The organism is Ferrovum sp. PN-J185 (assembly GCF_001581925.1).
In the GTDB taxonomy this organism is placed as follows: domain Bacteria; phylum Pseudomonadota; class Gammaproteobacteria; order Burkholderiales; family Ferrovaceae; genus PN-J185.
This window is the reverse complement of record NZ_LQZA01000001.1, coordinates 75614-99770: the sequence shown is the minus strand read 5'-3', so window position 1 is coordinate 99770 and position 24157 is coordinate 75614. Positions and strand designations below refer to the sequence as shown.

General features: G+C 42.9%; 23 protein-coding genes. 9 read left to right on the top strand and 14 right to left on the bottom strand.

The window, feature by feature from the left end; genetic code table 11:
• Positions 1–15: 15 nt before the first annotated feature.
• From carA to FV185_RS00520, 3 genes are all read right to left on the bottom strand, one after another.
• Positions 16–1170 carry a glutamine-hydrolyzing carbamoyl-phosphate synthase small subunit gene (carA, locus tag FV185_RS00530; protein ID WP_067492554.1) on the bottom strand — a complete coding sequence of 385 codons (1155 nt, stop codon included), beginning with the start codon at positions 1168–1170 and terminating at the stop codon, positions 16–18.
• A 138-nt stretch (positions 1171–1308) separates the two neighbouring features.
• A complete protein-coding gene (gene dapB, locus FV185_RS00525; protein ID WP_067492552.1) occupies positions 1309–2145 on the bottom strand; it encodes a 4-hydroxy-tetrahydrodipicolinate reductase in 837 nt (278 codons plus the stop codon).
• Entirely contained in the window at positions 2142–2579 is a 438-nt protein-coding gene (locus FV185_RS00520; protein WP_067492550.1) for an outer membrane protein assembly factor BamE, read from the bottom strand. The genes dapB and FV185_RS00520 overlap by 4 nt, the downstream gene beginning before the upstream one ends.
• Positions 2580–2591: 12 nt before the next feature.
• On the opposite strand from FV185_RS00520, the gene fur reads away from it, so the two are divergent.
• Positions 2592–3029, top strand: coding sequence for a ferric iron uptake transcriptional regulator (fur, locus tag FV185_RS00515; protein WP_067492548.1), 438 nt, complete (start codon positions 2592–2594; stop codon positions 3027–3029).
• On the opposite strand, the gene sucD is transcribed toward fur, so the two are convergent.
• The 3 genes from sucD to FV185_RS00500 form a co-directional block, all read right to left on the bottom strand.
• The gene (sucD, locus tag FV185_RS00510; protein ID WP_067492546.1) at positions 3022–3900 is read right to left on the bottom strand and encodes a succinate--CoA ligase subunit alpha; all 879 of its coding nucleotides are present in this window, start codon (positions 3898–3900) and stop codon (positions 3022–3024) included. The two genes, fur and sucD, sit on opposite strands and share 8 nt — an antisense overlap.
• 1 nt (position 3901) lies before the next feature.
• On the bottom strand, positions 3902–5065 hold the full coding sequence (gene sucC / locus FV185_RS00505; protein WP_067492544.1) for an ADP-forming succinate--CoA ligase subunit beta: 1164 nt from the start codon (positions 5063–5065) through the stop codon (positions 3902–3904).
• A 111-nt stretch (positions 5066–5176) separates the two neighbouring features.
• Positions 5177–5713: a DUF2889 domain-containing protein gene (locus tag FV185_RS00500; RefSeq protein WP_067492542.1), complete on the bottom strand. Its 537-nt coding sequence runs from the start codon at positions 5711–5713 to the stop codon at positions 5177–5179.
• A gap of 110 nt (positions 5714–5823) precedes the next feature.
• Between FV185_RS00500 and FV185_RS00495 the strand changes: the two genes are divergently transcribed.
• The gene (locus FV185_RS00495) at positions 5824–7773 is read left to right on the top strand and encodes a lytic transglycosylase domain-containing protein (RefSeq protein WP_067492541.1); all 1950 of its coding nucleotides are present in this window, start codon (positions 5824–5826) and stop codon (positions 7771–7773) included.
• A complete protein-coding gene (locus tag FV185_RS00490) occupies positions 7770–8900 on the top strand; it encodes a CCA tRNA nucleotidyltransferase (protein WP_067492539.1) in 1131 nt (376 codons plus the stop codon). The genes FV185_RS00495 and FV185_RS00490 overlap by 4 nt, the downstream gene beginning before the upstream one ends.
• On the opposite strand, the gene FV185_RS00485 is transcribed toward FV185_RS00490, so the two are convergent.
• On the bottom strand, positions 8893–10068 hold the full coding sequence (locus FV185_RS00485; protein WP_067492537.1) for a class I SAM-dependent methyltransferase: 1176 nt from the start codon (positions 10066–10068) through the stop codon (positions 8893–8895). The two genes, FV185_RS00490 and FV185_RS00485, sit on opposite strands and share 8 nt — an antisense overlap.
• A 12-nt stretch (positions 10069–10080) precedes the next feature.
• Here FV185_RS00485 and ttcA point away from each other — a divergent pair, with 12 nt between their 5' ends.
• Both ttcA and FV185_RS00475 read left to right on the top strand, forming a co-directional pair.
• Positions 10081–11010, top strand: coding sequence for a tRNA 2-thiocytidine(32) synthetase TtcA (ttcA, locus tag FV185_RS00480; protein ID WP_067492535.1), 930 nt, complete (start codon positions 10081–10083; stop codon positions 11008–11010).
• A gap of 18 nt (positions 11011–11028) precedes the next feature.
• Entirely contained in the window at positions 11029–12279 is a 1251-nt protein-coding gene (locus tag FV185_RS00475; protein WP_067492533.1) for a pyridoxal-phosphate-dependent aminotransferase family protein, read from the top strand.
• Here FV185_RS00475 and metF read toward each other — a convergent pair.
• From metF to metK, 3 genes are read right to left on the bottom strand one after another with little or no spacing between them, the layout of a single operon-like run.
• The gene (gene metF / locus FV185_RS00470; protein WP_082786962.1) at positions 12276–13136 is read right to left on the bottom strand and encodes a methylenetetrahydrofolate reductase [NAD(P)H]; all 861 of its coding nucleotides are present in this window, start codon (positions 13134–13136) and stop codon (positions 12276–12278) included. The genes FV185_RS00475 and metF overlap by 4 nt on opposite strands.
• A 2-nt stretch (positions 13137–13138) precedes the next feature.
• Positions 13139–14452: an adenosylhomocysteinase gene (gene ahcY, locus FV185_RS00465; RefSeq protein ID WP_067492531.1), complete on the bottom strand. Its 1314-nt coding sequence runs from the start codon at positions 14450–14452 to the stop codon at positions 13139–13141.
• Positions 14453–14464: 12 nt separating this feature from the next.
• Positions 14465–15622, bottom strand: a complete 1158-nt coding sequence (gene metK, locus FV185_RS00460; protein WP_067492529.1) for a methionine adenosyltransferase — start codon at positions 15620–15622, stop codon at positions 14465–14467.
• A gap of 83 nt (positions 15623–15705) precedes the next feature.
• On the opposite strand from metK, the gene FV185_RS00455 reads away from it, so the two are divergent.
• The 4 genes from FV185_RS00455 to xerC are packed head-to-tail and all read left to right on the top strand — an operon-like array spanning position 15706 to position 19066.
• Entirely contained in the window at positions 15706–16575 is an 870-nt protein-coding gene (locus tag FV185_RS00455) for an LpxL/LpxP family acyltransferase (RefSeq protein ID WP_067492527.1), read from the top strand.
• A 58-nt stretch (positions 16576–16633) separates the two neighbouring features.
• Positions 16634–17479 carry a diaminopimelate epimerase gene (gene dapF / locus FV185_RS00450; protein ID WP_067492525.1) on the top strand — a complete coding sequence of 282 codons (846 nt, stop codon included), beginning with the start codon at positions 16634–16636 and terminating at the stop codon, positions 17477–17479.
• Positions 17480–17481: 2 nt separating this feature from the next.
• Positions 17482–18165 carry a DUF484 family protein gene (locus FV185_RS00445; protein WP_067492523.1) on the top strand — a complete coding sequence of 228 codons (684 nt, stop codon included), beginning with the start codon at positions 17482–17484 and terminating at the stop codon, positions 18163–18165.
• Positions 18143–19066, top strand: coding sequence for a tyrosine recombinase XerC (gene xerC, locus FV185_RS00440; protein ID WP_067492521.1), 924 nt, complete (start codon positions 18143–18145; stop codon positions 19064–19066). The genes FV185_RS00445 and xerC overlap by 23 nt, the downstream gene beginning before the upstream one ends.
• On the opposite strand, the gene FV185_RS00435 is transcribed toward xerC, so the two are convergent.
• The 4 genes from FV185_RS00435 to FV185_RS00420 all read right to left on the bottom strand — a co-directional run bounded on the left by FV185_RS00435 (position 19035) and on the right by FV185_RS00420 (position 24157).
• Positions 19035–21137: a TonB-dependent receptor gene (locus tag FV185_RS00435; RefSeq protein ID WP_067492519.1), complete on the bottom strand. Its 2103-nt coding sequence runs from the start codon at positions 21135–21137 to the stop codon at positions 19035–19037. The two genes, xerC and FV185_RS00435, sit on opposite strands and share 32 nt — an antisense overlap.
• Before the next feature lie 61 nt (positions 21138–21198).
• Positions 21199–21501 carry a hypothetical protein gene (locus FV185_RS00430; protein WP_156474138.1) on the bottom strand — a complete coding sequence of 101 codons (303 nt, stop codon included), beginning with the start codon at positions 21499–21501 and terminating at the stop codon, positions 21199–21201.
• On the bottom strand, positions 21498–22907 hold the full coding sequence (locus tag FV185_RS00425; protein WP_067492515.1) for an MATE family efflux transporter: 1410 nt from the start codon (positions 22905–22907) through the stop codon (positions 21498–21500). The genes FV185_RS00430 and FV185_RS00425 overlap by 4 nt, the downstream gene beginning before the upstream one ends.
• A complete protein-coding gene (locus tag FV185_RS00420) occupies positions 22907–24157 on the bottom strand; it encodes an MFS transporter (RefSeq protein ID WP_067492512.1) in 1251 nt (416 codons plus the stop codon). Before FV185_RS00420 ends, FV185_RS00425 begins: the two co-directional genes overlap by 1 nt.

Sequence of the window (24157 nt, the reverse complement as noted above, 5' to 3'; positions counted from 1 at the left end):
AACACAATCTCAACGTCAGTTAGCTTTCATTAAGTCAATAAAATGGTCAAATAACAGCGAGGCTTCATGCGGGCCGGGACTCGCTTCTGGGTGACCCTGGAAGCTAAATGCAGGACAATCCACTCGCTCAATTCCCTGCAAGCTTTGATCAAACAAAGACACATGGGTAATGCGACAGGTATCAGGTAACGTCTTTGCATCAACGGCAAAACCATGGTTTTGGCTGGTAATCATTACTCTGCCAGTGGCTAAGTCCTGCACAGGATGGTTGGCACCATGATGACCAAACTTCATTTTCATGGTCTTAGCTCCTGATGCCAAGCCAAGCAATTGATGGCCCAAACAAATGCCAAACAAAGGAATTTTTTTCTCAGTAAACACCTTAATGGCTTCAATAGCATAATCACAGGGCTCAGGATCTCCCGGGCCATTGGATAAAAATATGCCATCAGGCTGATAAGATAAGGCCTCTTGGGCTGAGGTTTGAGCAGGAACCACCACCACCTCACAACCGCGCTCAACGAGCATACGTAGAATGTTGTGTTTCACACCAAAATCGTAGGCAACTACTTTAAACTGCTTTTCAACCACAGCTTCTTTAATCGGATTAGCCGCTAAACGCCATACATTATCAGTCCAAGTATAAGCAGTTTTAGTGCTCACCACCTTGGCCAAATCAAGACCGGCAAGACCACCAAAAGCACGCGCTTGAGTTAAGGCCTGCTCTTCGTTGATATGAACGCCCGCCATAATGCAGCCAGATTGAGCACCTTTTTCTCTTAACAAGCGAGTTAAGCGACGTGTATCAATGCCTGCAATAGCAACAACATTGTTTTTTTGTAAGTAAGCAGGTAGTGATTGTTGTGCACGAAAATTTGATAACAAACGAGGTAAATCGCGAATAATAAGTCCCGCAGCCCACACAGCTGTAGACTCCTTATCCTCATTATTTACGCCGACATTCCCAATATGAGGGTAGGTTAACGTCACCATTTGCTGAGCGTAGGATGGATCGGTAAGAATTTCCTGGTACCCAGTCATGGCAGTATTAAACACCACCTCACCAACACTAGTACCTTCTGCACCAATAGACACACCTTGGAATACCGACCCATCTGCTAGAACCAAAACAGCAGGCACGGTCGTATTATTTGATCTATCCAAGACCATGACAATGAACTCCAGACGGGATTAGATATGAAAAACGGGAAGGACGCTTAATTACACACGTCTTCCCGTTTCCGATTGTTAGAATCTTACCAGATTAAGCCAATTAAATCAAGGCGATGAACTGAAGACTCAATCATTTTAAACGTTTATGTCCTTAAATAATTGTCGAATTGCTTTTAATCCCAACACATCTTCCATATCAAAAAATCCCGCAGACTGGGTGTGTAAAAATTTCGCCGCTCGCAGTGCACCCTTAGCAAATGTATCTCTACCACTTGCCTTATGAGTAATCTCTACTCTCTCGCCATCACCCAAAAACGATACGGTATGATCACCCACCACATCGCCACCGCGAATTGTTGCAAAACCAATAGTATTAGGGTCTCTCTCGCCCATGATCCCCTCTCTACCATATAAAGCCACCTCAGAAAGCTTAACACCACGCGCTTGAGCAATGACTTCTCCTAATCGTAGTGCAGTGCCTGATGGGGCATCCACTTTATGACGATGATGCGCTTCCGTAATTTCCACATCAAAGCCTTCTTTTAGCATACGGGCAGCCAAATCCAACAAAGAAAGAGTAACATTGACGCCGACACTCATATTAGGAGCCATCAAAATAGGAATGGTTTGCGCGCTTTGGTAAATCAATTCACGCTCTGCTGCACTAAAACCCGTGGTTCCAATCACCATCGCAACACCCAACTCACGACATACTTGAAGATGCGCCAATGTTGCCTCGGGACGAGTAAAATCCACTAGTACTTCTGTATTAGCAAGCTCATCAGGTGATAAGCAAGCGATTTGTACATTGGTTGCCACACCAACCCAGTCTCCTGGATCACGTCCCAATAAAGAATGACCCCTTCTTTCTAATGCAGCACTTAATGTTAACTCGTTATCAGATAACACTTCATCAATGAGCGTCCTTCCCATTCTGCCGGTACTGCCGGCTATCGCAATACGAATACTCATTTCTCGCCGTTCGCTCCCTCATATTCAGCAGGCTTAACTGGAGGATAATCGTTAGTAAAGTGATCCAAATGGTCTTTCACAAAATAAACCGTTAAATGATAAGGTTTACTTAACACCCCTTTCTCTCGGGTATAAAAAATATAATCCCATTGATTGGCATGGAAGGGATCAGCCAGTAGTGGCGTTCCTAAAACAAGACTGACTTGGGTTCTTGTCATTCCAGGCTTTAAGCGCTCAACCATTTTTGAGTCAATAGCGGTACCCTGCTGAATCTCCATTTTGTATGGATGAAGATCAAAGCTACAGGCCGATAGTAATACCCAACTCAATAGCCATCCTTTTCTTAACCACTTAATTTTACCCACAGAAACTTTAACCTCAACGATAATCAACAGTTTTTTACGAATCTGCCTATAATACCCTATCTTGATCATAAAACACGATTCATGAGCGATCCACAAAACTTAAAAGACATTGGTCTTAAAGCCACTCTACCTCGACTTAAAGTATTGAGTCTATTTGAACAGTCCGATCTACGCCACATGAGCGCCGAGGAAGTATATCGTCGTCTACTCCAAGAGGGAATGGAAATTGGTTTAGCCACGGTCTATCGTGTACTCACCCAATTTGAACAAGCAGGGCTCCTCGTGCGCCATCATTTTGAAGGAAATCGCGCGGTCTACGAACTGAATGCAGGGGAACATCACGATCATTTGGTGTGCATGCAATGCGGTCACGTTGAAGAATTTTATGATTCTGAAATCGAAAAAAGACAAAGTAAAGTTGCTAAAGACCGTGGCTTTGTTATTCACGATCATTCACTACAAATTTACGCGGACTGTATTCGCGAGAATTGTCCGCGTAAATTACTTAACACTATTTAAGAACTGATTTAAGGGTTTTACCCATTTCAGCTGGATTACGAGTTACTTTAATACCACTCTCTTCCATCACAGCAAGCTTTTCTTGAGCTGTACCATGACCACCTGAAATAATCGCCCCAGCGTGTCCCATGCGTTTTCCGGGAGGGGCTGTGACGCCAGCAATAAAACCAATTACCGGTTTAGTCATGTTGTCTTTAATCCAGCGCGCGCAAGTTTCCTCATCATCGCCACCGATCTCACCCACCATAATCACCGCCTCTGTGTCAGGATCATCATTAAATAGCTTTAACACATCAATGTGTTTCATACCGTTCACAGGATCCCCTCCAATGCCCACACAAGAGGACTGACCCAAACCTAATTCACGTAATTGTCCCACCGCTTCATAGGTTAACGTACCAGAACGAGAGACCACCCCTATTGGGCCTTTTTTATGAATATGGCCTGGCATAATACCGATTTTAATTTCATCAGGAGTGATCAATCCCGGGCAATTAGGACCAATCAGAATGGTTTTCTTGCCCTGCATCTTGTAACGTGTGCGAATCATATCGCGCACAGGAATTCCCTCTGTAATACAAATCACCAAATCCATATCAGCATCGACCGCCTCATCGATCGCTGCAGCGGCAAAGGGTGGCGGGACATAGATTACCGACACATTGGCGCCGGTAGCTTCTTTAGCTTCTTTCACACTATCAAAAATGGGAATTCCCTCATAAGACTGCCCACCTTTTTTAGGTGTCACCCCAGCGACAAAACACTCTCTACCGAATGCGTATTCCTGACACATTTTGGTATGAAACATACCAGTTTTACCGGTGATACCTTGAGTGAGTACTCGTGTATTGCGATTGATAAGTATAGACATATTAACCTCGCGCAGCTTGAACTACTTTTTCAGCAGCATCAGCCATGTTATTAGCAGAAATAATAGGTAACCCTGATTGGGCCAAGATTTGTTTACCCAGCTCCACATTAGTCCCCTCAAGACGAACCACTAAAGGCACACCAAGCTTTACCTGTTTTGCTGCTTCAACAACACCCGTAGCAATCACATCACATTTCATAATGCCACCAAAAATATTGACTAAAATAGCTTTAAGATCAGGGTTTTTAAGCATTAACTTGAACGCTTCGGTAACTTTTTCCGTGGTCGCCCCTCCACCAACATCAAGGAAGTTTGCCGGGTTACCGCCATAGAGTTTAACAATATCCATGGTAGCCATCGCCAATCCCGCACCATTCACCAAGCAGCCGATATTACCGTCTAATGAAATGTAAGATAAATCAAAACGTGAAGCCTCAATCTCACTCGGATCCTCTTCATCCAAATCTCTCAGCGCCACAACATCAGGATGACGATATAAAGCATTACTATCAAAATTCATTTTGGCATCTAAAGCCAACACGCGACCATCACCGGTAATCACCATAGGATTAATTTCAGCAAGACTGGCATCTTTTTCATCAAAGGCTTTATATAAACCCTGAAATAAGCCCTCAGCTTGTGTCCATAACTCTTTAGGAACGCCAATGAATTCAGAGACTTGATTGGCCTGCGCAGTGGTTAATCCTGTCATTGGATCAATCAATACAGTGAGAATTTTTTCCGGAGTATGGGCTGCCACCTCCTCAATATCCATACCGCCCTCAGGGCTTGCCATAAGAGCCACACGCTGGGATTTACGATCAACCACCATACCAATATAGAGCTCTTTCTTAATATCAGCGCCTTCCTCAATTAACAAACGACGCACAGGCTGTCCCTGAGGACCAGTTTGATGGGTAATTAAATTCATACCCAATATTTGATTAGCATAAGCCTTTAACTCTTCAGGAGATTTCGCAACCTTCACCCCCCCGCCCTTGCCTCGTCCACCAGCGTGAATTTGCGCTTTAACCACTAGCACAGGTTGAGCCAATGTTTGGCCGGCTTTGATTGCTTCGTCAACGCTAAAACAGGGAATCCCTTTCGGGGTGGGAACGCCATACTGGCGCAGTATTTCTTTTGCTTGGTACTCATGAATTTTCATGGATTAGCCTTATCGATATACAAGTTAATCAAGTAAAAATCTACCTAAAACTTTTTTTATTCTATCAGATAGTATCGTGATGAAAAGCGCATTCTCTGTTACGTTTACTCACTATTTTTTATCTACTTTCCATTGTGAATAAAATTTAGCTACCACCGGACCTGTTGTATCCAACGCATGACAGCCATCTAAGTGCGGCGGTTTGTTAGGGGAATGGGACTCCGCTGAGCCATAACGCGTTTGAAAGGCAACCGTTGCAAGAGTACCAATCATTTCGGTTAAGTGCGTACATCCTCTAACGCCACCAAAACGCTCTTTCACGGCCTTGGTAAATCCAGGCGCAATTTTCAACCCTCTTAAAGACTGATAATGGTCTGTGATCGTCTCACAAAACCCAGGGTAAGGCCGCGCGCGTGTTTTGGCATAGGCATCAATAATAGTCATATCAGCATCAATGGTAATACCTAGTACCATGTCATGAATCGGTTCACCGGTTTTTCTTATGCCATTCATTACCGGAAAATCGTACCCTTTGATATCGACTAAATGCCCCTCGATATCATAGTGACCATCATCACGCTCATATCCTTCAATAGTAATCGTTCTGCGATGTAATAATTTACGTTGACTAGATTCAACCTCTGCCATATACACCCTCACAAAAAAACAATTCTTAATAACCCTACTATGATACTCTTTAATTTACTATTTCAACCTGAATTAAGGTCAAGTATAAAAAAAGAAAAAAGAGGCGAGGCTTGAGAGTTTTTTTTGTTTGTATAGTCACCATAGCGCTGACCCTACCCGGTCTTGTTAGCGCTGACAATGAAACCAATCACGATACTTTATTGGTCAAGGCTTTCAATGCACATAGAAAGCAACAAAGCAGAGTTCTAGAAGCCATTAGCAATCAGATTGGCAATGATGATCTTGCTGATTACCCTCACTTTTGGTATTTGAGCTCTCTCATTGATCAAGGTGTTAACCAAGAGACCATTAACCAAGTGCATCGTTTTAAAGACAAGTATCCTCACAGCCCTCTCTACCCTGCATTACATAACAATTTACTCTATGCGCTTTTTAATAGTCATCAAGGTGACACTTTTTTATCTGAGCTAGAAGCACAAGATAATAATACCCTTGGTTTACAGTGCGCCAAACTTGTCCTTACCCTTAATCAAGACACACCAAAAAATGTAGTAACAGAAGCCAAATCACTATGGCTTAATAATCCTGACAATCATCTTTGCAGTCAGCTTGTGGCACCACTCACCTCGTTATCGGTTATTGATACAGAAGAATTATGGCAATCTCTTCATTTGGCTCTCCATAATCACCAAGATGTCCGTGCTGACTTGATTAATCAATCACTGCCTAATGCGCAACATATCTCCTCACGGGATTGGCAAGAGGCCAACAATCATCCCAAGCGTTTTTTAAATCAACAACTGACTCATCCTCATCTTGATAATGCTCATTATGTCTTGATAGTTCATGCCATTCAGCTCTTTGCTAAAGACGATGATATTGAAGCCTCACAGTGGTGGCAAAACCATGCAAGCATGCTACCGCCTCATTGGCGTGACTTAGGCTGGGCAGAAATTGCTTATCAAGGTGCTTTAAATCTCAATCCATCGAGTCTTGACTGGTTTCACAGGGCCCACAATGGTATTAACCAAGATCATTATCGCGCTTGGCATGTACGCATGGCATTAAGAAATAAAAAGTGGCAAGAGGTACTTAATACCATAGAGACCATGCCTCCTAAAGAACAAAAACTAAGAATGTGGCAATATTGGCAAGCTGAAGCATTAATGCATTTAGAAAAGAAAGACTCAGCCAAAGTCTTATTGCAAGAGCTCACCCACGAATCTGATTTCTATGGTCTACTCGCTCAGGATGAACTAGGGGTTCATCCCACCAAAAAGGTAGAGATGGCTCCTATTACTGATAATGATACAAAAGAGCTGTTACCTCATATGGAGCGTGCTCTTCGACTACATCGTTTGAATATTAAACCAATGGATAGAATAGAGTGGAACTGGGCCAACCAAAAACTAACAGCAAGACAACATTTAATCGCAGCCCAAATTGCCAAAGAGGCTAACTGGCTTGATCGTTCAATTTACAGTGCAAGCCAAGTGGGACTCTATGAAGACTTAGCGTTGAGTTACCCCACTCCATTTGAAGACACGTTAAAAAACACAGTTAAAAAACGCCATTTAGATGAAGCATGGGTATATGGTTTAATTCGCCAAGAAAGCCAATTTGCTCCCCAGGCTTTATCCAGAACCGGCGCACAAGGGTTAATGCAAATCATGCCGATGACCGCACGCTGGATTGCCAAACATCTCTCTTTAAAACGTTTTCTGCCCGATCAAACCACAGAACTTGAAACCAATCTTAATTTAGGTACCTATTACTTACAGCATTTACAGGAACAGCTGAATACCCCAGCACTCGCTACCGCAGGCTATAACGCAGGACCCAGACGAGTAAAACAATGGCTCAGTACACAACCCATGGATGGTGTTATTTTTATTGATACCATCCCCTTTAATGAAACGCGCGACTATGTAAAACGCGTTATGACGAATACGGTACTCTACAGTAAACGTTTACAACAACCGTATATTCCCCTTAAACAACGTATTGGTCTGGTGCCTGCGGTAGACAATCTGCAGCCTATCCATCTGGGTGAACCATGAAAATCTATCAGGTAGGTGGCGCTGTTCGTGATGAGATCCTTAATCTTCCTGTGCAAGACCGTGATTATGTGGTGGTTGGAGCCAGTGTTGAGGAAATGCTAAAGCAAGGCTTTATTCCTGTGGGTAATGATTTTCCTGTGTTTCTTCATCCCACTACTCACGAAGAATACGCTCTGGCACGCACCGAAAGAAAACAAGGACGAGGTTATAAAGGATTTGTTATTCATGCCAGTCCTGAGGTTACTCTAGAAGAGGATTTACAGCGCCGCGATCTTACTATTAACGCCATGGCACGGGATGCAGAAGGCCATCTCATCGACCCTTACGGCGGCCTTCGAGACTGCCAGGAACGAGTTTTGCGTCATGTGAGTGATGCCTTTATTGAAGACCCTGTGCGCATCCTTCGTGTGGCTCGTTTTGCTGCGCGTTTTAGTCATCCCTTAGGTTTTAGTGTAGCACCTGAAACCATGGCACTGATGCAATACATGAGCGCTTCAGGTGAAGTAGATGCTTTGGTTGCAGAGCGAGTGTGGCAAGAAATTGCGCGCGGCTTAATGGAAAACACCCCATCAGAATTATTTCGTGTTCTTGAACAATGTGGCGCATTGTACAAAATCATACCTCAATTGATTAACGTATATCCTTCATATCATGAGTTAACACTGCCATTTATCGATCAGTTAGCACAACTCAACTTGCCATTGCGTCAACGCTTTGCGGGATTAGTGTTAACTCTTTTTAGCCAAACAAAAGAGGCTAATCAAACGATCGCCTTACTGTGTCGACAATTAAAATGCCCAAAAGAATGTAATGAATTAGCTACACTAACTTATCAGCTCGCTCATGAACCCCTCTTCAATAAAGAATTATCTGCCGAGTATGCCCTGTCTTTAATTGAAAGGGCTGATGCCATTAGACGGCCGCAGCGTTATCAAGAGGCTTTTGAATTGGTGATGTTATTCTATAAAAAACCACTCACTGAAATCCCCCATCATCCGCTGTGGTTAGTTCATCACGAGTTAATCGCAGTAAAATTAACTGATCCAGAAACGCTTAGCGTCCCTGAAAAAATTGCCACTTTAAAAGCATTACGTTTAGCTAAATTAAGGCAATATGGATTTAACTAAGTCCCAATTGCACTAAGGCACTTTCCTCTTCCTCTCCTCTGCCCAACACCAACACTTTAAACAATTCCCCCATTTCAGCAGGGCTCATCAACATATTCACTTCTTGCGACTGACGTACCATATCGACATTCATGTCTGTTACAAATGCTGTCAAACAATTAATTAAACCGTGATGCAGTAAAAATTGCGCTTGGGTGGCATAGTCTTTGATAACTAATCCTTCCTGTCTCGCGGCTCTCGCCACTGACGTAAAATCAATATGGCTTGTGATATCTTGTAAACCAAATAAACACATGGGGTTAGGATGAGCATAGTGACGGTAGTGACACATTAATGTGCCCTCTGCGCGTTGCGGATGATAAAACTCACGCTCTGGAAAACCATAATCAATAAAATACGCCCTACCCTCACGCAAGCTTTCTGCAACTGCCTTCATTAACGCCATAGCCGAGAGATTGACTTCAGTCATATAAGGCAAATACTCATTATTGATGGGAGGTAAGCACTCCATTAACGCATGATTAGTTAGCACTCTCGACTCTTCTCTTAATTCATTTTCATGAACGCTAACACCCCATTCAAACCATCCCTCGGAACGACGTTCTATACGATGTACGGCAAAGGCATCCAATACTTCATTAGCAATTAATACCCCATCAAATTGAGTAGGCCAACAGCTGGCCCACTCAATCTGTGTGCTAATGTGTTGCGGTAGACGAGATAAGAGTGTTTGCTGGCGACTTGTAAGTTCAGGACTGACATCAAGAATGATGTAGCGCTTAGGTAACTGACCGCGTTCAGCGAGAGCCAATAATAAATCATGGGCAAGCTGACCACTTCCTGCCCCCAATTCCAGCACCACCGACTCTTTGGTGGATAATTGATTCAAAACTGGGACAATGGCTTGTGCCAGTGTTTTGGCAAAGAGATTGCCCAATTGAGGGGCAGTAACAAAATCACCATGGCTTCCCAGTTTTGCAGAGCCTGCCACATAGTAACCAAGACCTGGTTCGTATAACACCATATTCATAAAAGTAGCAAAATCAATCCAGCCACCTTGTTCGTGAATCCTATCAATAATCGTATTGAGCAATTTTTTACTGTGCGCTAACTGAATGTCGTTAGGGGCCACAGAGTCGGGTAAAATAGGAGGTATTAATTTTTTCATAAGCAGTATTTTATGACATTTTCAGATGTTCCATTGTCCGCTAATATGACACGTCTCAAAGAACGCCTGCTCACCGAAATGGGCAAGGCAATTGGCGACTATCAGATGATCGACAACAATGATCGATTAATGGTGTGCTTAAGTGGCGGTAAAGACTCTCATACCTTACTTGATCTGTTGCTGGAGATGAAAAAAAGGGCACCAATTCATTTTGATATCATTGCCGTTAATCTCGATCAAAAGCAACCAGGGTTCCCAGAGCACACGCTACCCCACTATTTAGAACAACGTGGCGTGGATTATCGCATTATTGAAGCGGATACCTATTCTCTTGTCAAAGAGAAAATCCCCGCCGGCAAAACCACCTGTTCATTATGCTCACGACTACGTCGCGGTATTCTCTACCGCAGCGCTAAAGAGCTTAAAGCCACTAAAATTGTACTAGGGCATCATCAAGACGATATATTACAAACCTTTTTCTTGAATCTGTTTTACGGCGGTCGCTTAAAAGGGATGCCCGCCAAATTGGTATCAGATGATGGTCACCATGTGGTAATCCGTCCTCTGGCTTACAGCCGCGAGAAAGACATCGCACGCTATGCCAAGCATCGTAATTTTCCGATTATCCCTTGCGACCTATGTGGTTCACAGGACAATTTAAAAAGACAGCAAATAAAAGAGTGGTTAACCACCATGGAACGAGATTTTCCTGGGCGTATAAATAGTATTACCCAAGGTCTACAACAGGTTAGCCCCTCCCACCTCAATGATCGGAACCTCTTTGACTTTACTACCCTCAAAGCAACAGGACAAACTGATCAAAATGGGGATACCCTATTTGACGAACAAGAATTAGAGCGCGGCGCTTTTCGTTTAAATGGGCAAGAAGACAAACGCATCCATTTCATGAGAGTCGCTAATTCTGATAAACTAAAAGATTAGATTAAGGAAAAGATAGTTATGAATCCTACCATTGCATATTTACCACCTAAAAAGATTAATTCTTTTTATCCACCGCAACGTACCATGATGGGTCCTGGTCCCTCAGAGATCGCTCCACGTGTATTAGCTGCCATGTCCTTACCCTGTATTGGCTACTTAGATCCCATCTTTGTTGAAATGATGGATGAGCTCAAGTCTTTACTGCGCTATGTCTACCAAACAGACAATCCTCTCACTTTCCCTGCATCAGGTCCTGGTTCAGTGGGCATGGAAATGTGTTTCGTGAACATGGTCGCTCCTGGAGATAAAGTAATTGTTTGCCGTAATGGTGTATTTGGCGGCAGAATGATCGAAAACGTTGAGCGTTGTGGCGGTATTCCTGTGATTGTTGAAGACAACTGGGGTGAACCCGTTGATCCTAACAAGCTCGAAGATGCGCTTAAGAAAAACCCAGACACCAAGGTAGTAGCGTTTGTCTTAGCAGAAACCTCAACAGGTTGTATGTCTGATGCTAAAACCTTAGTGGAAATCGCCCACCGCTATGGTGCGTTAACTATTGTTGATGCAGTAACCCAATTGACAGGTGCGCCATTGTTTGTTGATGCGTGGAATATTGATGCCATCTACTCCGGTAGCCAAAAGTGTTTATCCTGCACCCCCGGTTTGTCCCCCGTGTCATTCAGCGAACGCGTAGTGGAGTTAGTTAAAAACCGTAAAAGAAAAAGCCAAAGCTGGTTCATGGATTTAGAGCTCGTATTAGGTTACTGGGGTAATACCAACCGTACCTATCACCACACTGCTCCAACCAACGGCTTATACGCCTTACATGAAGCCTTGTTGCTGGTTCGTGAAGAGGGCTTAGAAAACTCTTGGGCAAGACATAACCGTCATTACTTGGCGTTTAAAGCAGGTATTGAAGCCATGGGCTTAGAGTATTTGGTGAAAGAAGAATACCGCTTACCACAAATGAATGCCGTGAAGGTGCCTGAAGGTATTGATGAAGCTAAAGTGAGAAAAACGCTGTTAACTGAATTCAATCTAGAAATCGGTGCAGGGTTAGGTCCCTTGGCAGGCAAAATCTGGCGCTTTGGTTTAATGGGCTACTCCGCTAAATCAGAGAACGTTATGCTATGCCTCTCAGCATTGGGTTCTGTATTGCTTGACTTAGGCTACCCTATTCATCTTGGCCACCCAGAGGCTGCTGCCCATCAGTCTTATGCTGAACAGCACGCTGCTGAAGCTGCTAGAAAGAAAATTAAAGTAGCTTAAGTTTTGTAGCTTGATAAATGCAGCCGGTCCCAGATAACACTGGTTAGACCGGCTGAATTCATTGTATAGAAGTGTAATCCAGGGGCGCCTGCTGACAGCAAGGTATCACATAAGTGTGTGACCACATCCAAACCAAAAGCACGAATTGACGCCGCATCATCACCATAACCTGCCATCTTCTGGCGAATCCAACGCGGAATTTCAGCACCACAGGCATCAGAAAAGCGGCTAAGCTGACTAAAGTTTGCGATGGGCATTATGCCCGGCACAATAGGAATTGTGATTTGATGCTGTTCACAGCGCTCAACAAAATCAAAATACGCATCTGGATTATAAAAATACTGAGTAATAGCCGCATTAGCTCCTGCCTCGACCTTTTCTTTAAAGTGCAGCAGATCCTCTTGAGCAGAGCGGGCTTGAGGATGGGTTTCAGGATAAGCGGCTACTTCAATGATTAATTCTTTACTCACTTCTTGGCGAATAAAATGGACTAACTCACTGGCATAACGAAATTCACCACCGCCATAAGTCCCTGAAGGTAAATCTCCACGTAAAGCGACTACGTGGCGAATACCGTTCGCAAGATATTGTTCTAAGATGTCTTTGAGCGTGTCTTTAGTGGTACCAATACAAGAGATATGAGGAGCAGCCTGATCCCCTTCTTTCAAAATATCAAGAACAGTACCTAGCGTTCGTTCACGGGTTGAGCCACCGGCACCAAAGGTAACCGAAAAGAATGCCGGATGAAGTTGCGACAACTGACGTTGAGTTTGACGCAACTTCTCCATGCCTTCCGGTGTTTTAGGCGGAAAAAATTCAAAACTAAATAACTTAGGGTGACCCTTTTGACTATCCACTGTTAGTAACGATAATGAAGAGGTTTATAAGGACCCTGAGGGCTAATACTCAAGTACGTTGCTTGCTCTTGAGTGAGCGTTGTTAAATGCGCTCCGATTTTTTTCAAGTGTAATCTTGCCACTTTTTCATCAAGATGTTTGGGCAGAATATACACACCTACAGAATATTTTCCTGGGTTATTCCATAACTCAATTTGTGCCATCACTTGGTTAGTAAATGATGCTGACATCACAAAACTAGGATGACCTGTAGCACAACCCAAGTTCACCAGACGTCCCTCAGCTAAAACAATAATACGTTTACCATCAGGGAAAATCACATGATCCACTTGTGGCTTAATGTTTTCCCACTGATATTGACGCAGTGATGCAATATCAATCTCTGAATCAAAGTGGCCAATGTTACAAACAATAGCATCATGCTTCATGGCACGTAAATGCTCATGGGTGATAACGTTCACATTCCCTGTTGCTGTTACAAAAATATCTGCAGTGGCAGCCGCTTGATCCATAGTCACAATTCTAAAGCCTTCCATAGCAGCTTGTAGCGCGCAAATGGGATCAATTTCTGTAACCCAAACCGTGGCACCCATACCGCGGAAAGCTTGAGCACAGCCTTTACCCACGTCACCATAACCTGCTACCACAGCAATCTTGCCGGCCACCATAACATCGGTGGCGCGCTTGATACCGTCAAGTAAGGACTCACGGCAACCATACAAATTATCAAATTTAGATTTAGTAACTGAGTCATTAACATTGAAAGCGGGACACTTTAATTCGCCTTTTTTCAACATTTCATTTAAGCGATGAACCCCTGTGGTGGTTTCTTCAGAAATACCACGGATATTCTCTAATAGATGAGGATACTTATCATGCATGACCAGGGTTAAGTCGCCACCATCATCTAAAATCATATTAGGTAGCCAACCATTGGGGCCAAAAATGGTTTTCTCAACACACCACCAGAACTCTTCTTCCGTCTCACCTTTCCAGGCAAATACAGGAATACCAGCTTGGGCAACGGCTGCAGCGGCTTGATCTTGGGTAGAGAAAATATTGCAAGAGCTCCAACGTACTTCAGCACCTAAGTCAACCAAAGTTTCAATCAATACCGCAGTTTGAATGGTCATATGTAAGCACCCTGCAATACGTGCGCCTTTTAAAGGCTTGCTACCTTCGTATTCTTCTCTTAAAGCCATCAAACCTGGCATTTCACGCTCAGCAATCAAGATCTCTTTGCGACCCCAATCAGCTAAACCAATATCAGCAACTTTAAAATCAGCTTCATTCTGTGTTTTAGGTAATGCACTCATTTCATTTACTCCTTAAATCGCTTGTTTTAGGGCAGCAACACGATCCAACGCTTCCCAAGAGAACTCAGGCTCTTCGCGGCCAAAATGACCGTAGGCGGCAGTTTTGCTGTAAATCGGACGTAATAAATTCAATGACTGAATGATACCTTTAGGACGTAAATCAAAATGTTCCAACACCAATTCAGCCAAACGCTCATCTGAGACTTTACCCGTACCAAAAGAGTTCACCATCAGACTCACTGGTTTAGCAATACCAATGGCATAGGCCACTTGTACCTCACAACGTTGAGCAAGTCCTGCTGCCACAATATTTTTTGCCACATGACGCATGGCGTAGGCTGCTGAACGATCAACTTTAGATGGATCTTTACCTGAGAATGCTCCACCACCGTGGTGAGCTGCTCCACCATATGTATCCACGATGATCTTGCGCCCTGTTAATCCACAATCCCCCATGGGACCACCCACCACAAAGCGACCTGTGGGATTAACCAAATACTTGGTGTCAGGAGTAATCATGTTTTTGGGCAACACAGGCTTGATCACTTCTTCTATCACCGCCTCTTTTAAATCAGCATGGCTGATTTCTGGATTATGTTGGGTAGACAGAACAATGGTATCAATTGCCACTGCTTGACCGTTTTCATAGCGAATGGTTACCTGTGATTTGGCATCTGGTCGTAAAAATGGCAAACGACCATCTTTTCTTAGTTCTGATTGACGCTGAACTAATCGGTGAGCCAAATGAATGGCTAACGGCATGTAAGTATCTGTTTCGTCAGTGGCATAACCAAACATTAAACCTTGGTCACCTGCCCCCTGATCAAGATCAAGCCCCGATCCTTCATTAACGCCAATGGCGATGTCAGGACTTTGGCGATTTAAGGCTGTTAATACAGCACAAGTTTGATAATCAAAACCGATCTCTGAACTGTTGTAACCAATACGTTTCACCACATCTCGAGCCACATCGATGTAGTTTATATTAGCTGTAGTAGTGATTTCCCCTGATATAACAATCAGTCCCGTGCTAGTTAATACTTCACAGGCTACACGAGCACGTGGATCCTGCGCTAGAATAGCATCTAAGACACCATCAGAGATTTGATCGGCAACTTTATCCGGATGACCTTCGGAGACGGACTCCGAGGTGAAAAGATATTGACTCATATGGCGACCCCCGCCTTTTCTCAAAAAAATGAGTATAAATAATATCGTTATTGAAATCAACAAGGTTTATTGACTTTATAATTATGCGTATCGGTTTGTTATTTTTATGGTTACTTCATTTTTTACCCATGCCTTGGGTGAATTACTTAGGATCAAAGCTGGGAAGCTTGGCTTTTTTGGTGGCAAGACAGCGTCGTTTAGTCACCTTAACCAATTTAGCATTGTGCTTTCCACAATGGAGTGAGAGTGAACGACAGTCAATTGCTAAAAAACATTTCCAAGCCTTCGCGACCCATATTCTCTCACAAGGTATGGCATGGTTTAGCCCGCTGCACACAATGAAACAGATTGTGCGTTATGAACACTTTGACTATCTGGAAGAGGCGCTAAAAGAAGGACCAGTCATTATTCTTGCTCCACACTTTTTTGGCATGGATACGGGAGGAATTTGTCTGGCAGCGGATGTGAATATTTTGTCATTGTATGCTCGTCATAAAAACCCTGATATAGACAAACAAATTCAACGTCATAGACTGCGCTGGGCACGCGGCAAGATGTTCTCACGCCAAGATGGAATTCGTCCTATTGTTAAAGATTTAAAAACAGGCTGGGCATTTTATTATCATCCTGATTTGGATTTTGGTGCTAAAGAATCAATTTTTGTTGATTTCTTTACTCAACAGGCAGCCACGGTTCCTGCTCTATCACGATTGAGTAAACTCACTCATGCCAAAGTGGTTCCTAGTTACGCTTATCAAGATTATGCCAAGGGTACTCTTACCATTCGTTTTTATAAAGCATGGGATAATTATCCTTCTAACGATGTATATGCAGACACAAGACGCATGAATGCCTTTATTGAAGAGAGGGTACTAGAAAAGCCTGAACTGTATTTATGGAGTCATAAACGCTTTAAAACGCGCCCGGAAGGAATGCTTTCCCCTTACAATTAGGATAGGCAAAGTCAACAAAACGAGCTAGCATCCTCATTAACAACAGCGCAGGCATATCATGAAATTTCAGTTCACTAAAATGCAAGGCTCAGGCAATGATTTCATTGTTATTGATGCCATTCATCAAAACATTCATTTGTCAGAACAGGATTGCCAGTGGCTTGCCGACAGACATTTTGGTGTAGGCTGCGACCAAATTCTTTTGGTCGAGAAAGCGTTGCATCAAGAACACGATTTTCGTTATCGTATTCTCAATGCTGATGGCAGTGAAGTTGAGAATTGTGGCAATGGAGCACGCTGCTTTGCGCGCTTTGTGTTTGACAAACAACTCACTCACAAACATCAACTAGTGGTTGAAACAGCAGGTGGACTTATCTCACCCACCCTCCTTGATGATGGACGTGTGACGGTCAATATGGGTATCCCTAAATTTCATCCGGTAGAAATTCCTTTCATAGCAGAGAGTGAATCACTTATTTATCCGGTTGAGGTAAACGGACATGTGAGTAAATTATCCGTGGTATCAATGGGTAACCCTCACGCAGTGCAAGTGGTAGAGGATATTCAACTTGCACCCGTTCTAACAGACGGGCCTGTCATTGAACACCATCCGCGTTTTCCACAACGTGTCAATGCTGGATTTATGCAAATCATCAATAAGCATCACATTCAACTACGTGTATATGAACGAGGTGCAGGAGAAACGTTGGCTTGTGGAACAGGAGCTTGCGCTGCGGTGGTGAGCGGTATTCGTCAACATCTGTTAGATGGGCAAGTCAACGTCACCACACGCGGTGGCGTATTAACTATTCAATGGGCGGGCGAAGGGTCCCCTGTTTTAATGACAGGTGATGCAGTAACAGTTTTTGAAGGTAGTGTTACACTGCCAGAACACACGAGGTAAATATGTCTTTTTCATCCAAACAAGTAGCAAACTGGTTAACCCTACATCCAGAATTTTTTAATGAGCACAGTCAATTACTCACACAACTGTCTATCCCTCATCCTCATGGCAGTCACGCCGTGTCTCTTAATGAGCGGCAATTAATTGCTTTTCGTGAAAAAAACCGCGCACTGGAAAGTAAATTAAACGAACTACTTAGCTACGCTAAAGAAAATGATGATATCAGTAACAAAATTCATCACTTTAGTTGCGAGTTAATTAGTCAACGACAACTCTCTGGCGTCTTGGCAACCACCTATCATGCCTTGTCAGAACACTTTAGTGTTCCCTATGTCACATTACGATTATGGGGTGTTAGTTCTGATGAAACCCATAAAGAGGAAGCTAGCGAATTTTTAGCAGTGAGTCACGAAATTCAACATACCCTAAGTGAGCTAAGCGAACCACTATGCGGGAGTGAACTACCTCATGATATTCATACCTGGTTGTCTTCTGATGAGGCAACCTGTCAGTCTTTTGCATTATTACCACTAAAACAACATCGTTGCTTTGGCGCTTTATTATTAGGCTCTCCTGACAGTAAACGTTTTTTTTCAGGGATGGGCACACTCTACCTAGAGCGCCTTGCTGAATTAATTGCATTCAGTATTAAACGTCACGCTCATGAGCAAGATATCACCGACTGACCCACAGATAGACCGCTATTGTCGCTACCTCGCTGAGGAGCGACGATTGTCACTACTAACCGTCAAACATTACCATCGTGATTTATTGTTATTAGCGCAACACCTCAATCCACTTAATGTTACTGAGGCTAAACCTCCACTCATTCGCCAGGTTATCGCAACACTTCACGCGCAAGGCTTAGGTGAGAGAAGTTTAAGTCGCCTACTATCAGCATGGCGTGGTTTTTATCAATTTTTAATTCGCCAACGAATAGTCACTCAGAATCCGTGTCATGATGTACGCTCACCTAAGGTCAAGAAAAATCTTCCTCACGCTCTCTCTCCTGATCGAGCCCAATTGTTAATGTCTGACTTAGGGAGTGACCCTATTGCACTGCGTGATCATGCGCTATTAGAACTATTTTATTCATCAGGATTGCGTCTACAGGAACTCGCTTCATTAAATCGACAGGATATTCAATGGGATGAGAATACAGTGAGGGTCACGGGTAAGGGTGCTAAAACTCGCATCGTCCCAATTGGACGTTTTGCCAAAGAGGCGTTAGAGCGCTGGCTCAAGATAGCGCAAGCTCAATGCAAAGATAATCCCGCGCTCTTTTTAAGCCGTGATGGACAACGCTTAAGTATGAGAAGCATTCAACAGCGGATAACCTTAAGAGCTCAACAAGTGGGGCTCCCTGACCATGTACATCCCCATGTGTTACGTCATTCCTTTGCTTCTCATGTTTTACAGTCCAGTGGAGATCTGCGTGCTGTACAAGAAATGTTAGGTCATGCCAGCATCGTATCCACTCAAGTGTATACCCATTTGGATTTTCAGCATTTGTCTAAAATCTACGACCAGACTCATCCGCGCGCCAAAAATAAAGCTAAAAAGGATAACTCATCGTCATCAGAATAGTTCGTCTAAATCCATATTGTGGCGCCCCTACGCCAATTCCTGTTCCATCGCGCAGTAAATAGCTGCGGTCAAATATATTCAACACAGTCAAACGTGTTTCTACATCGTGATAAGACTTAAAACGATGACTAATTGAACCATTGAGTGTGGCATAAGCGGGTAATGTTTGTGTGTTAGCAAAGCCACTACGTAAACCACTACCAAACAACCCATCTAACGAATAGGTCGCTAATTGTCCGCGATAAAGAAGTGAGCCTGATAAGGTATAGCGCTGATCATGATCTAAATATACCCAGTTTTGGCTAATATAATTAATTTCATTTTGAGGGAAATTATATTGTCCTGTTTGAACCCCATTGGCTTCAGCTCGATTTACTGAAAAATTAATATTTCCCGACCATCGATCATGATGGTAATTTGCCGACCATTCACTGCCATAAATAACACCGAGATTGTAATTAAAGGCAGAGTAAATTAACGCGTTACCAAATTGTCCTTCATCTTGTAGGCTTTTGACGGAACTGTAGTAGTTATCCCAATTGATATTCCAGTCACTATTCAAACGGTAATCAATTCCCATATCAACATATTGTGTACGTTCTGCTTGAACAGTTAAGTTGGCTCCCGAAGGTGACGCGTTAGTGGTATTGGCATAGGTTGTGACAGTGGTCGTATTAATTAACTCATTAGCAGGAGGGGTGAAATAATTAGCATAGCCCACATGCCAGGTAGTACGCTGATTAGGTTGATATAAGAAATTTACACGTGGACTTAATTGATTGGCATTAGTAATACCAGCCACTTGATCAAAACGTAGTCCATAATTCATGGTCCATAGTGGCATAAAATGCCATTGATCAGATACATAAACGCCCAAATAACGGCTATTTGAATTGGTATTGTTCACCACATTAGCAGGCAATGTTGAGGCAATGTTATTGGCATTTAACTGATTTAGGTAATACACCTGAGAATTATTGTCAGTTAAAAAGCGCTCATTTTGAGCCATTAACCCCCACGACAGAGTGTGCTGTAAATTAACCACATAGTGCGTATCATTTTCTATACCTAACGCCTCATTGCGACGGGTAATATTACTACTCACCCCGGTAAAAAATAGATCACCTAACTGACCATCGGGTAGATATTGAATTTGACTGAGACGATGATAAACAGACCATTGTGAATCTAGTGATGAAGATAAATGACTTTTTAAGGTCAGTACCTGAAAACTATTTAATTCATTTTGTTGATCATTTAATTGGCTCGATGGTGGTGCAGGCGTTATGGTTGAATTGTAGAGTGGTGTTAAGCCAACCCGATTAGGAATTTGAAACGCATTATTAGCCTGTCCAAACATAACACTGATTTGTTCATCAGCATTCACATCATAGGCAAGAAAACCAAAACCATTTCCTTGTTGCGTTCGATCATGAAGCGCATTCAGCCCTGCTTGGGGATTATTAATACCAATTTCATTAGTCAGCCACGAGGCCGATAGGTTATAGCTTAATTTGCCACGGGAGCCATTAGCCACAATTCCTGTCTGAAAATAATTACGTGTGCCGGCACTTACCGACACTTCACCATAGGGATCCGATTTGGCTCCTGCGGTGTGCATATCCACCACTCCTGCCGTGTCATAACCATAATCTGCTGGCAACGCTCCTGTTAATAGATTCATGCTAGAGATCATGCGTGAATCAAAAATCTGGCCAAAGCCACTTAAACCAGAGGGAATGAGAATACCATTTAAACGATATTGTAAATTGCCATGATTACCTCTCACATGAATTTGACCAAAGCCATCCTGTACCACACCAGGTGCTTGTAAGAGGACTTCATTCAGTGGGGTATTGTCTCCTTGCGGAAGAGACTGAATATCTGTATCAGAAAAATGATACTGAGACACTCCCTCTTGGCTTACACGATTGCGCCCTGAACTCTCTGGTGGTGTGGCATCCACAATCACGGGACTCATCATTACCACGGGGGGATTATCCTCAGCAAAGGACAATATGGGGTAAAAACATAATAGCGCTAAGGCGCGTAACTTAATGGGCTTGATCATGAGCCTCACTCCTACTAATCAACAATGAAAAAACCACACACTATGAGCGGTATTGATTACATCAATTAAGAGGAGGAGGAGCGCGAGTTGAATAGGAAAAAGAAAAAACTATATGTAAAGAACTGACGCTTAATAGCGCACACAATACAAACAAAACAAACCAGTGTTGTGTGTGTGTTTGAATAACATCATCACCCATCAGTTGCGATTGATGTGAAACCAATTGGCATACCGTACAAGTATGATCAATACTAGTACGGTGATAATGAGTGCTTTCCAACCATTGAATGGCACAGAGCATGGTAATCAATACCATGACTCTTAACCATTTATATGTGTGAGGAAGGACTAATCGTTTACTCATGAAAAGACATTAATTTTTTGCCACGCCCGTGACTGCCAGCGTAACCATAAAGACAATCCTAAACAAATAGTATATACCAAGGCGGCAATCCAACCACCCATCGCGCCCCATCCCCACTGTGGCAGAAAATCTACCCATCCATGGTGTGGGGCAAAGGTGAGCATATGACATAGCGGCATAAATACCAACCACGATAATAATAACAGCATAATAGTGGGGAAACGTACATCTCCAGCTCCTCTTAAACAAAAGGAACTCGATAAATTCAAGCCATCAAATACCTGGTAGGCTGCTGCAATCCAGAGAAGTTTTTCACCCAATTGAATGACATCACTATCTTGACTATGGTTAGAGACAAAAAGACTCATTACCCACTGACCATTGAATGCCAATAATAATCCCATCACACCCATATAAATCATCGCCATCATCATAATGACTTTAGCGCACTGCATAGCCCAATTTTTATCGCCCGCACCAATTGATTGCCCTACCAATGTTGTTCCAGCAAGAGCAATACCAATGGCGGGCATATACGCCACAGAAGTCAACATCATCACAATTTGCGTGGCGGCACCATCCACTGCACTCAAACGTACTTGCATTAATTGAAATAACGCCAAACCAATCACATCTACCGCAGGAAAAAGGCCAGTTGGAATACCCAGACGAAAAACTTGCACTAAGCCTTTCCATTCAGGTCGCCATGACTGAAAAGTATTAAATTCACGCACAAAAATAGGGCTCATAAAAAACAGCAAAGCAACCACCACACCAATCAATAAAGCAAGCGTACTAGCCCATGCAGCACCTCTAATACCCATAGCAAAATGAACAATGAATAATTGATTTAATAAAGCATTAATGAGCATCACAGATAACATGGTCCACAATGTTACTCTTGGGCGACTAACCCCATTAAAAAATGAATTTAATGAATATAAAACAGCAGATATAGAGCCACCTAAAAGACGTGGCAACCAAAATTGGTCAGCTAACTCGTTAACAGACTCAGTTAAACCAAACGGACTTAAAAACCAATGACCATTAAATGCTACCCATAAAAAAAGTGGGGTCGTCAATAATGACCCCCATATACCGCACCATGCAGCATGTGCTGCGTGGCTGTATCGACCTGCACCATAAGCTTGAGCCACCAGAGTTTGCACTCCCATGCCAACTCCACCTATGATTAAAAAGAAAACAAAGACCAAGTAATAACACGCACCCATCGCAGCCATGGCATCAGTGGACAACTTACCAATAAACCATGTATCAGTTAAGTTAAGTACCACCTGTAAACTACTATTAATAAAAAGAGGCATAGCTAAAGCAATAATGGCTTTAACATCTACGTGAGTATGACCGTACTCATCAATACGCTGAGCAGGAAGGATATGAACCATCACCACAAATCTCTTTCTTTAACTTGCAATAGTAAAGGGCGAGCAAATATAACAAGAATTAATAAAAACAGCACATTTATCCCACCCACAATGCCAAAGAGTTGACTAATTGATAACCCCATCGATAAACCAAATAAAATCAACAATGAAGCGATAATCATAAAGAGCGCATTAAGCATATTGGTTAAGCCCAATATAGCGGCACGTTGATGAATTGCTGTGCGCCGTTGAATCCATACATACATTGGCACAATATAAAGCCCCGCAAAAAAACCCAGAAACACCACATCAATTAATGCCATGACAACTGTGTTCATACTTCCCCCCTCCAACACAGAAAGTGGCCATGACAATATACTCATACCAGTCAAGGCAACAGGCAGTAACCATGTAGAGCAACGTGTGCTTAACAATCGACCACTTAATAACGATCCTAATGCCACCGAAAAAGCAAGCAAAGTCCAAAACAACGTCACAAGGTAAGGAGTGCTTTGTAACACCTCTTTGCAATAGTTAGGTAATTGAGTGAGATACACCGCACCAAAAAACCAAAACCAAGAGTTGCCTATAATAGCTGCCCATAATCCTTTTGTTTGCGAGGCTAGCAATAAATGTCCTACTACCCCTTGAAAGGGATTAACCCCAATCTGTATAGAGTCATCTTTAACAGAGGTTAATCTCATATTAAAACTCGATATTAATCCTATTAGCGCTACTATAAGGACTGTACTCACCAACAAGTACTCCCCCACTCTCCCCTGAGGAATAAGTAATGCACTTAAATTGGTACCAAGAATAATTGCCATAAAAGTGCCAAGCTCCACCCAACCATTAGCCAATGCTAATTCTTCGCTATTAACAAGCTCAGGCAGAATGGCATATTTCACAGGACCAAAGAAAGTCGAATGAACACCTAATAAAAAAATAATACTTAAAATGCCCCATAGTGAATGGATCAACAGGGCGAGAGAACCCAACAACATGAGCGCCACTTCAATGGTTTTAAGTAACCTGATTAAGCGCGTTTTATTAAAACGATCAGCTACTCGTCCAGCCATTAAAGAAAACAATAAAAAAGGTAAAATAAACAAGGCGGCAATGATGTTAACCCACGAGCCACCTTGGTTTATTCCCCAGCTTTGCGCTTGAAAGGTAAAAATAATAATGAGCGCATTTTTATACAAGTTGTCATTGAAGGCGCCACAAAATTGCGTCCACCAAAGAGGAAAAAGCGCTCGCCGCAAAGACAT

Coding starts and splice junctions, on each gene's coding strand:
- carA (WP_067492554.1), bottom strand. CDS start 1,170: ATGGTCTTGGATAGATCAAATAATACGACCGTGCCTGCTGTTTTGGTT.
- dapB (WP_067492552.1), bottom strand. CDS start 2,145: ATGAGTATTCGTATTGCGATAGCCGGCAGTACCGGCAGAATGGGAAGG.
- FV185_RS00520 (WP_067492550.1), bottom strand. CDS start 2,579: ATGATCAAGATAGGGTATTATAGGCAGATTCGTAAAAAACTGTTGATT.
- fur (WP_067492548.1), top strand. CDS start 2,592: ATGAGCGATCCACAAAACTTAAAAGACATTGGTCTTAAAGCCACTCTA.
- sucD (WP_067492546.1), bottom strand. CDS start 3,900: ATGTCTATACTTATCAATCGCAATACACGAGTACTCACTCAAGGTATC.
- sucC (WP_067492544.1), bottom strand. CDS start 5,065: ATGAAAATTCATGAGTACCAAGCAAAAGAAATACTGCGCCAGTATGGC.
- FV185_RS00500 (WP_067492542.1), bottom strand. CDS start 5,713: ATGGCAGAGGTTGAATCTAGTCAACGTAAATTATTACATCGCAGAACG.
- FV185_RS00490 (WP_067492539.1), top strand. CDS start 7,770: ATGAAAATCTATCAGGTAGGTGGCGCTGTTCGTGATGAGATCCTTAAT.
- FV185_RS00485 (WP_067492537.1), bottom strand. CDS start 10,068: ATGAAAAAATTAATACCTCCTATTTTACCCGACTCTGTGGCCCCTAAC.
- ttcA (WP_067492535.1), top strand. CDS start 10,081: ATGACATTTTCAGATGTTCCATTGTCCGCTAATATGACACGTCTCAAA.
- FV185_RS00475 (WP_067492533.1), top strand. CDS start 11,029: ATGAATCCTACCATTGCATATTTACCACCTAAAAAGATTAATTCTTTT.
- ahcY (WP_067492531.1), bottom strand. CDS start 14,452: ATGAGTGCATTACCTAAAACACAGAATGAAGCTGATTTTAAAGTTGCT.
- metK (WP_067492529.1), bottom strand. CDS start 15,622: ATGAGTCAATATCTTTTCACCTCGGAGTCCGTCTCCGAAGGTCATCCG.
- FV185_RS00455 (WP_067492527.1), top strand. CDS start 15,706: ATGCGTATCGGTTTGTTATTTTTATGGTTACTTCATTTTTTACCCATG.
- dapF (WP_067492525.1), top strand. CDS start 16,634: ATGAAATTTCAGTTCACTAAAATGCAAGGCTCAGGCAATGATTTCATT.
- FV185_RS00445 (WP_067492523.1), top strand. CDS start 17,482: ATGTCTTTTTCATCCAAACAAGTAGCAAACTGGTTAACCCTACATCCA.
- xerC (WP_067492521.1), top strand. CDS start 18,143: ATGAGCAAGATATCACCGACTGACCCACAGATAGACCGCTATTGTCGC.
- FV185_RS00435 (WP_067492519.1), bottom strand. CDS start 21,137: ATGATCAAGCCCATTAAGTTACGCGCCTTAGCGCTATTATGTTTTTAC.
- FV185_RS00430 (WP_156474138.1), bottom strand. CDS start 21,501: ATGAGTAAACGATTAGTCCTTCCTCACACATATAAATGGTTAAGAGTC.
- FV185_RS00425 (WP_067492515.1), bottom strand. CDS start 22,907: ATGGTTCATATCCTTCCTGCTCAGCGTATTGATGAGTACGGTCATACT.
- FV185_RS00420 (WP_067492512.1), bottom strand. CDS start 24,157: ATGTCTTTGCGGCGAGCGCTTTTTCCTCTTTGGTGGACGCAATTTTGT.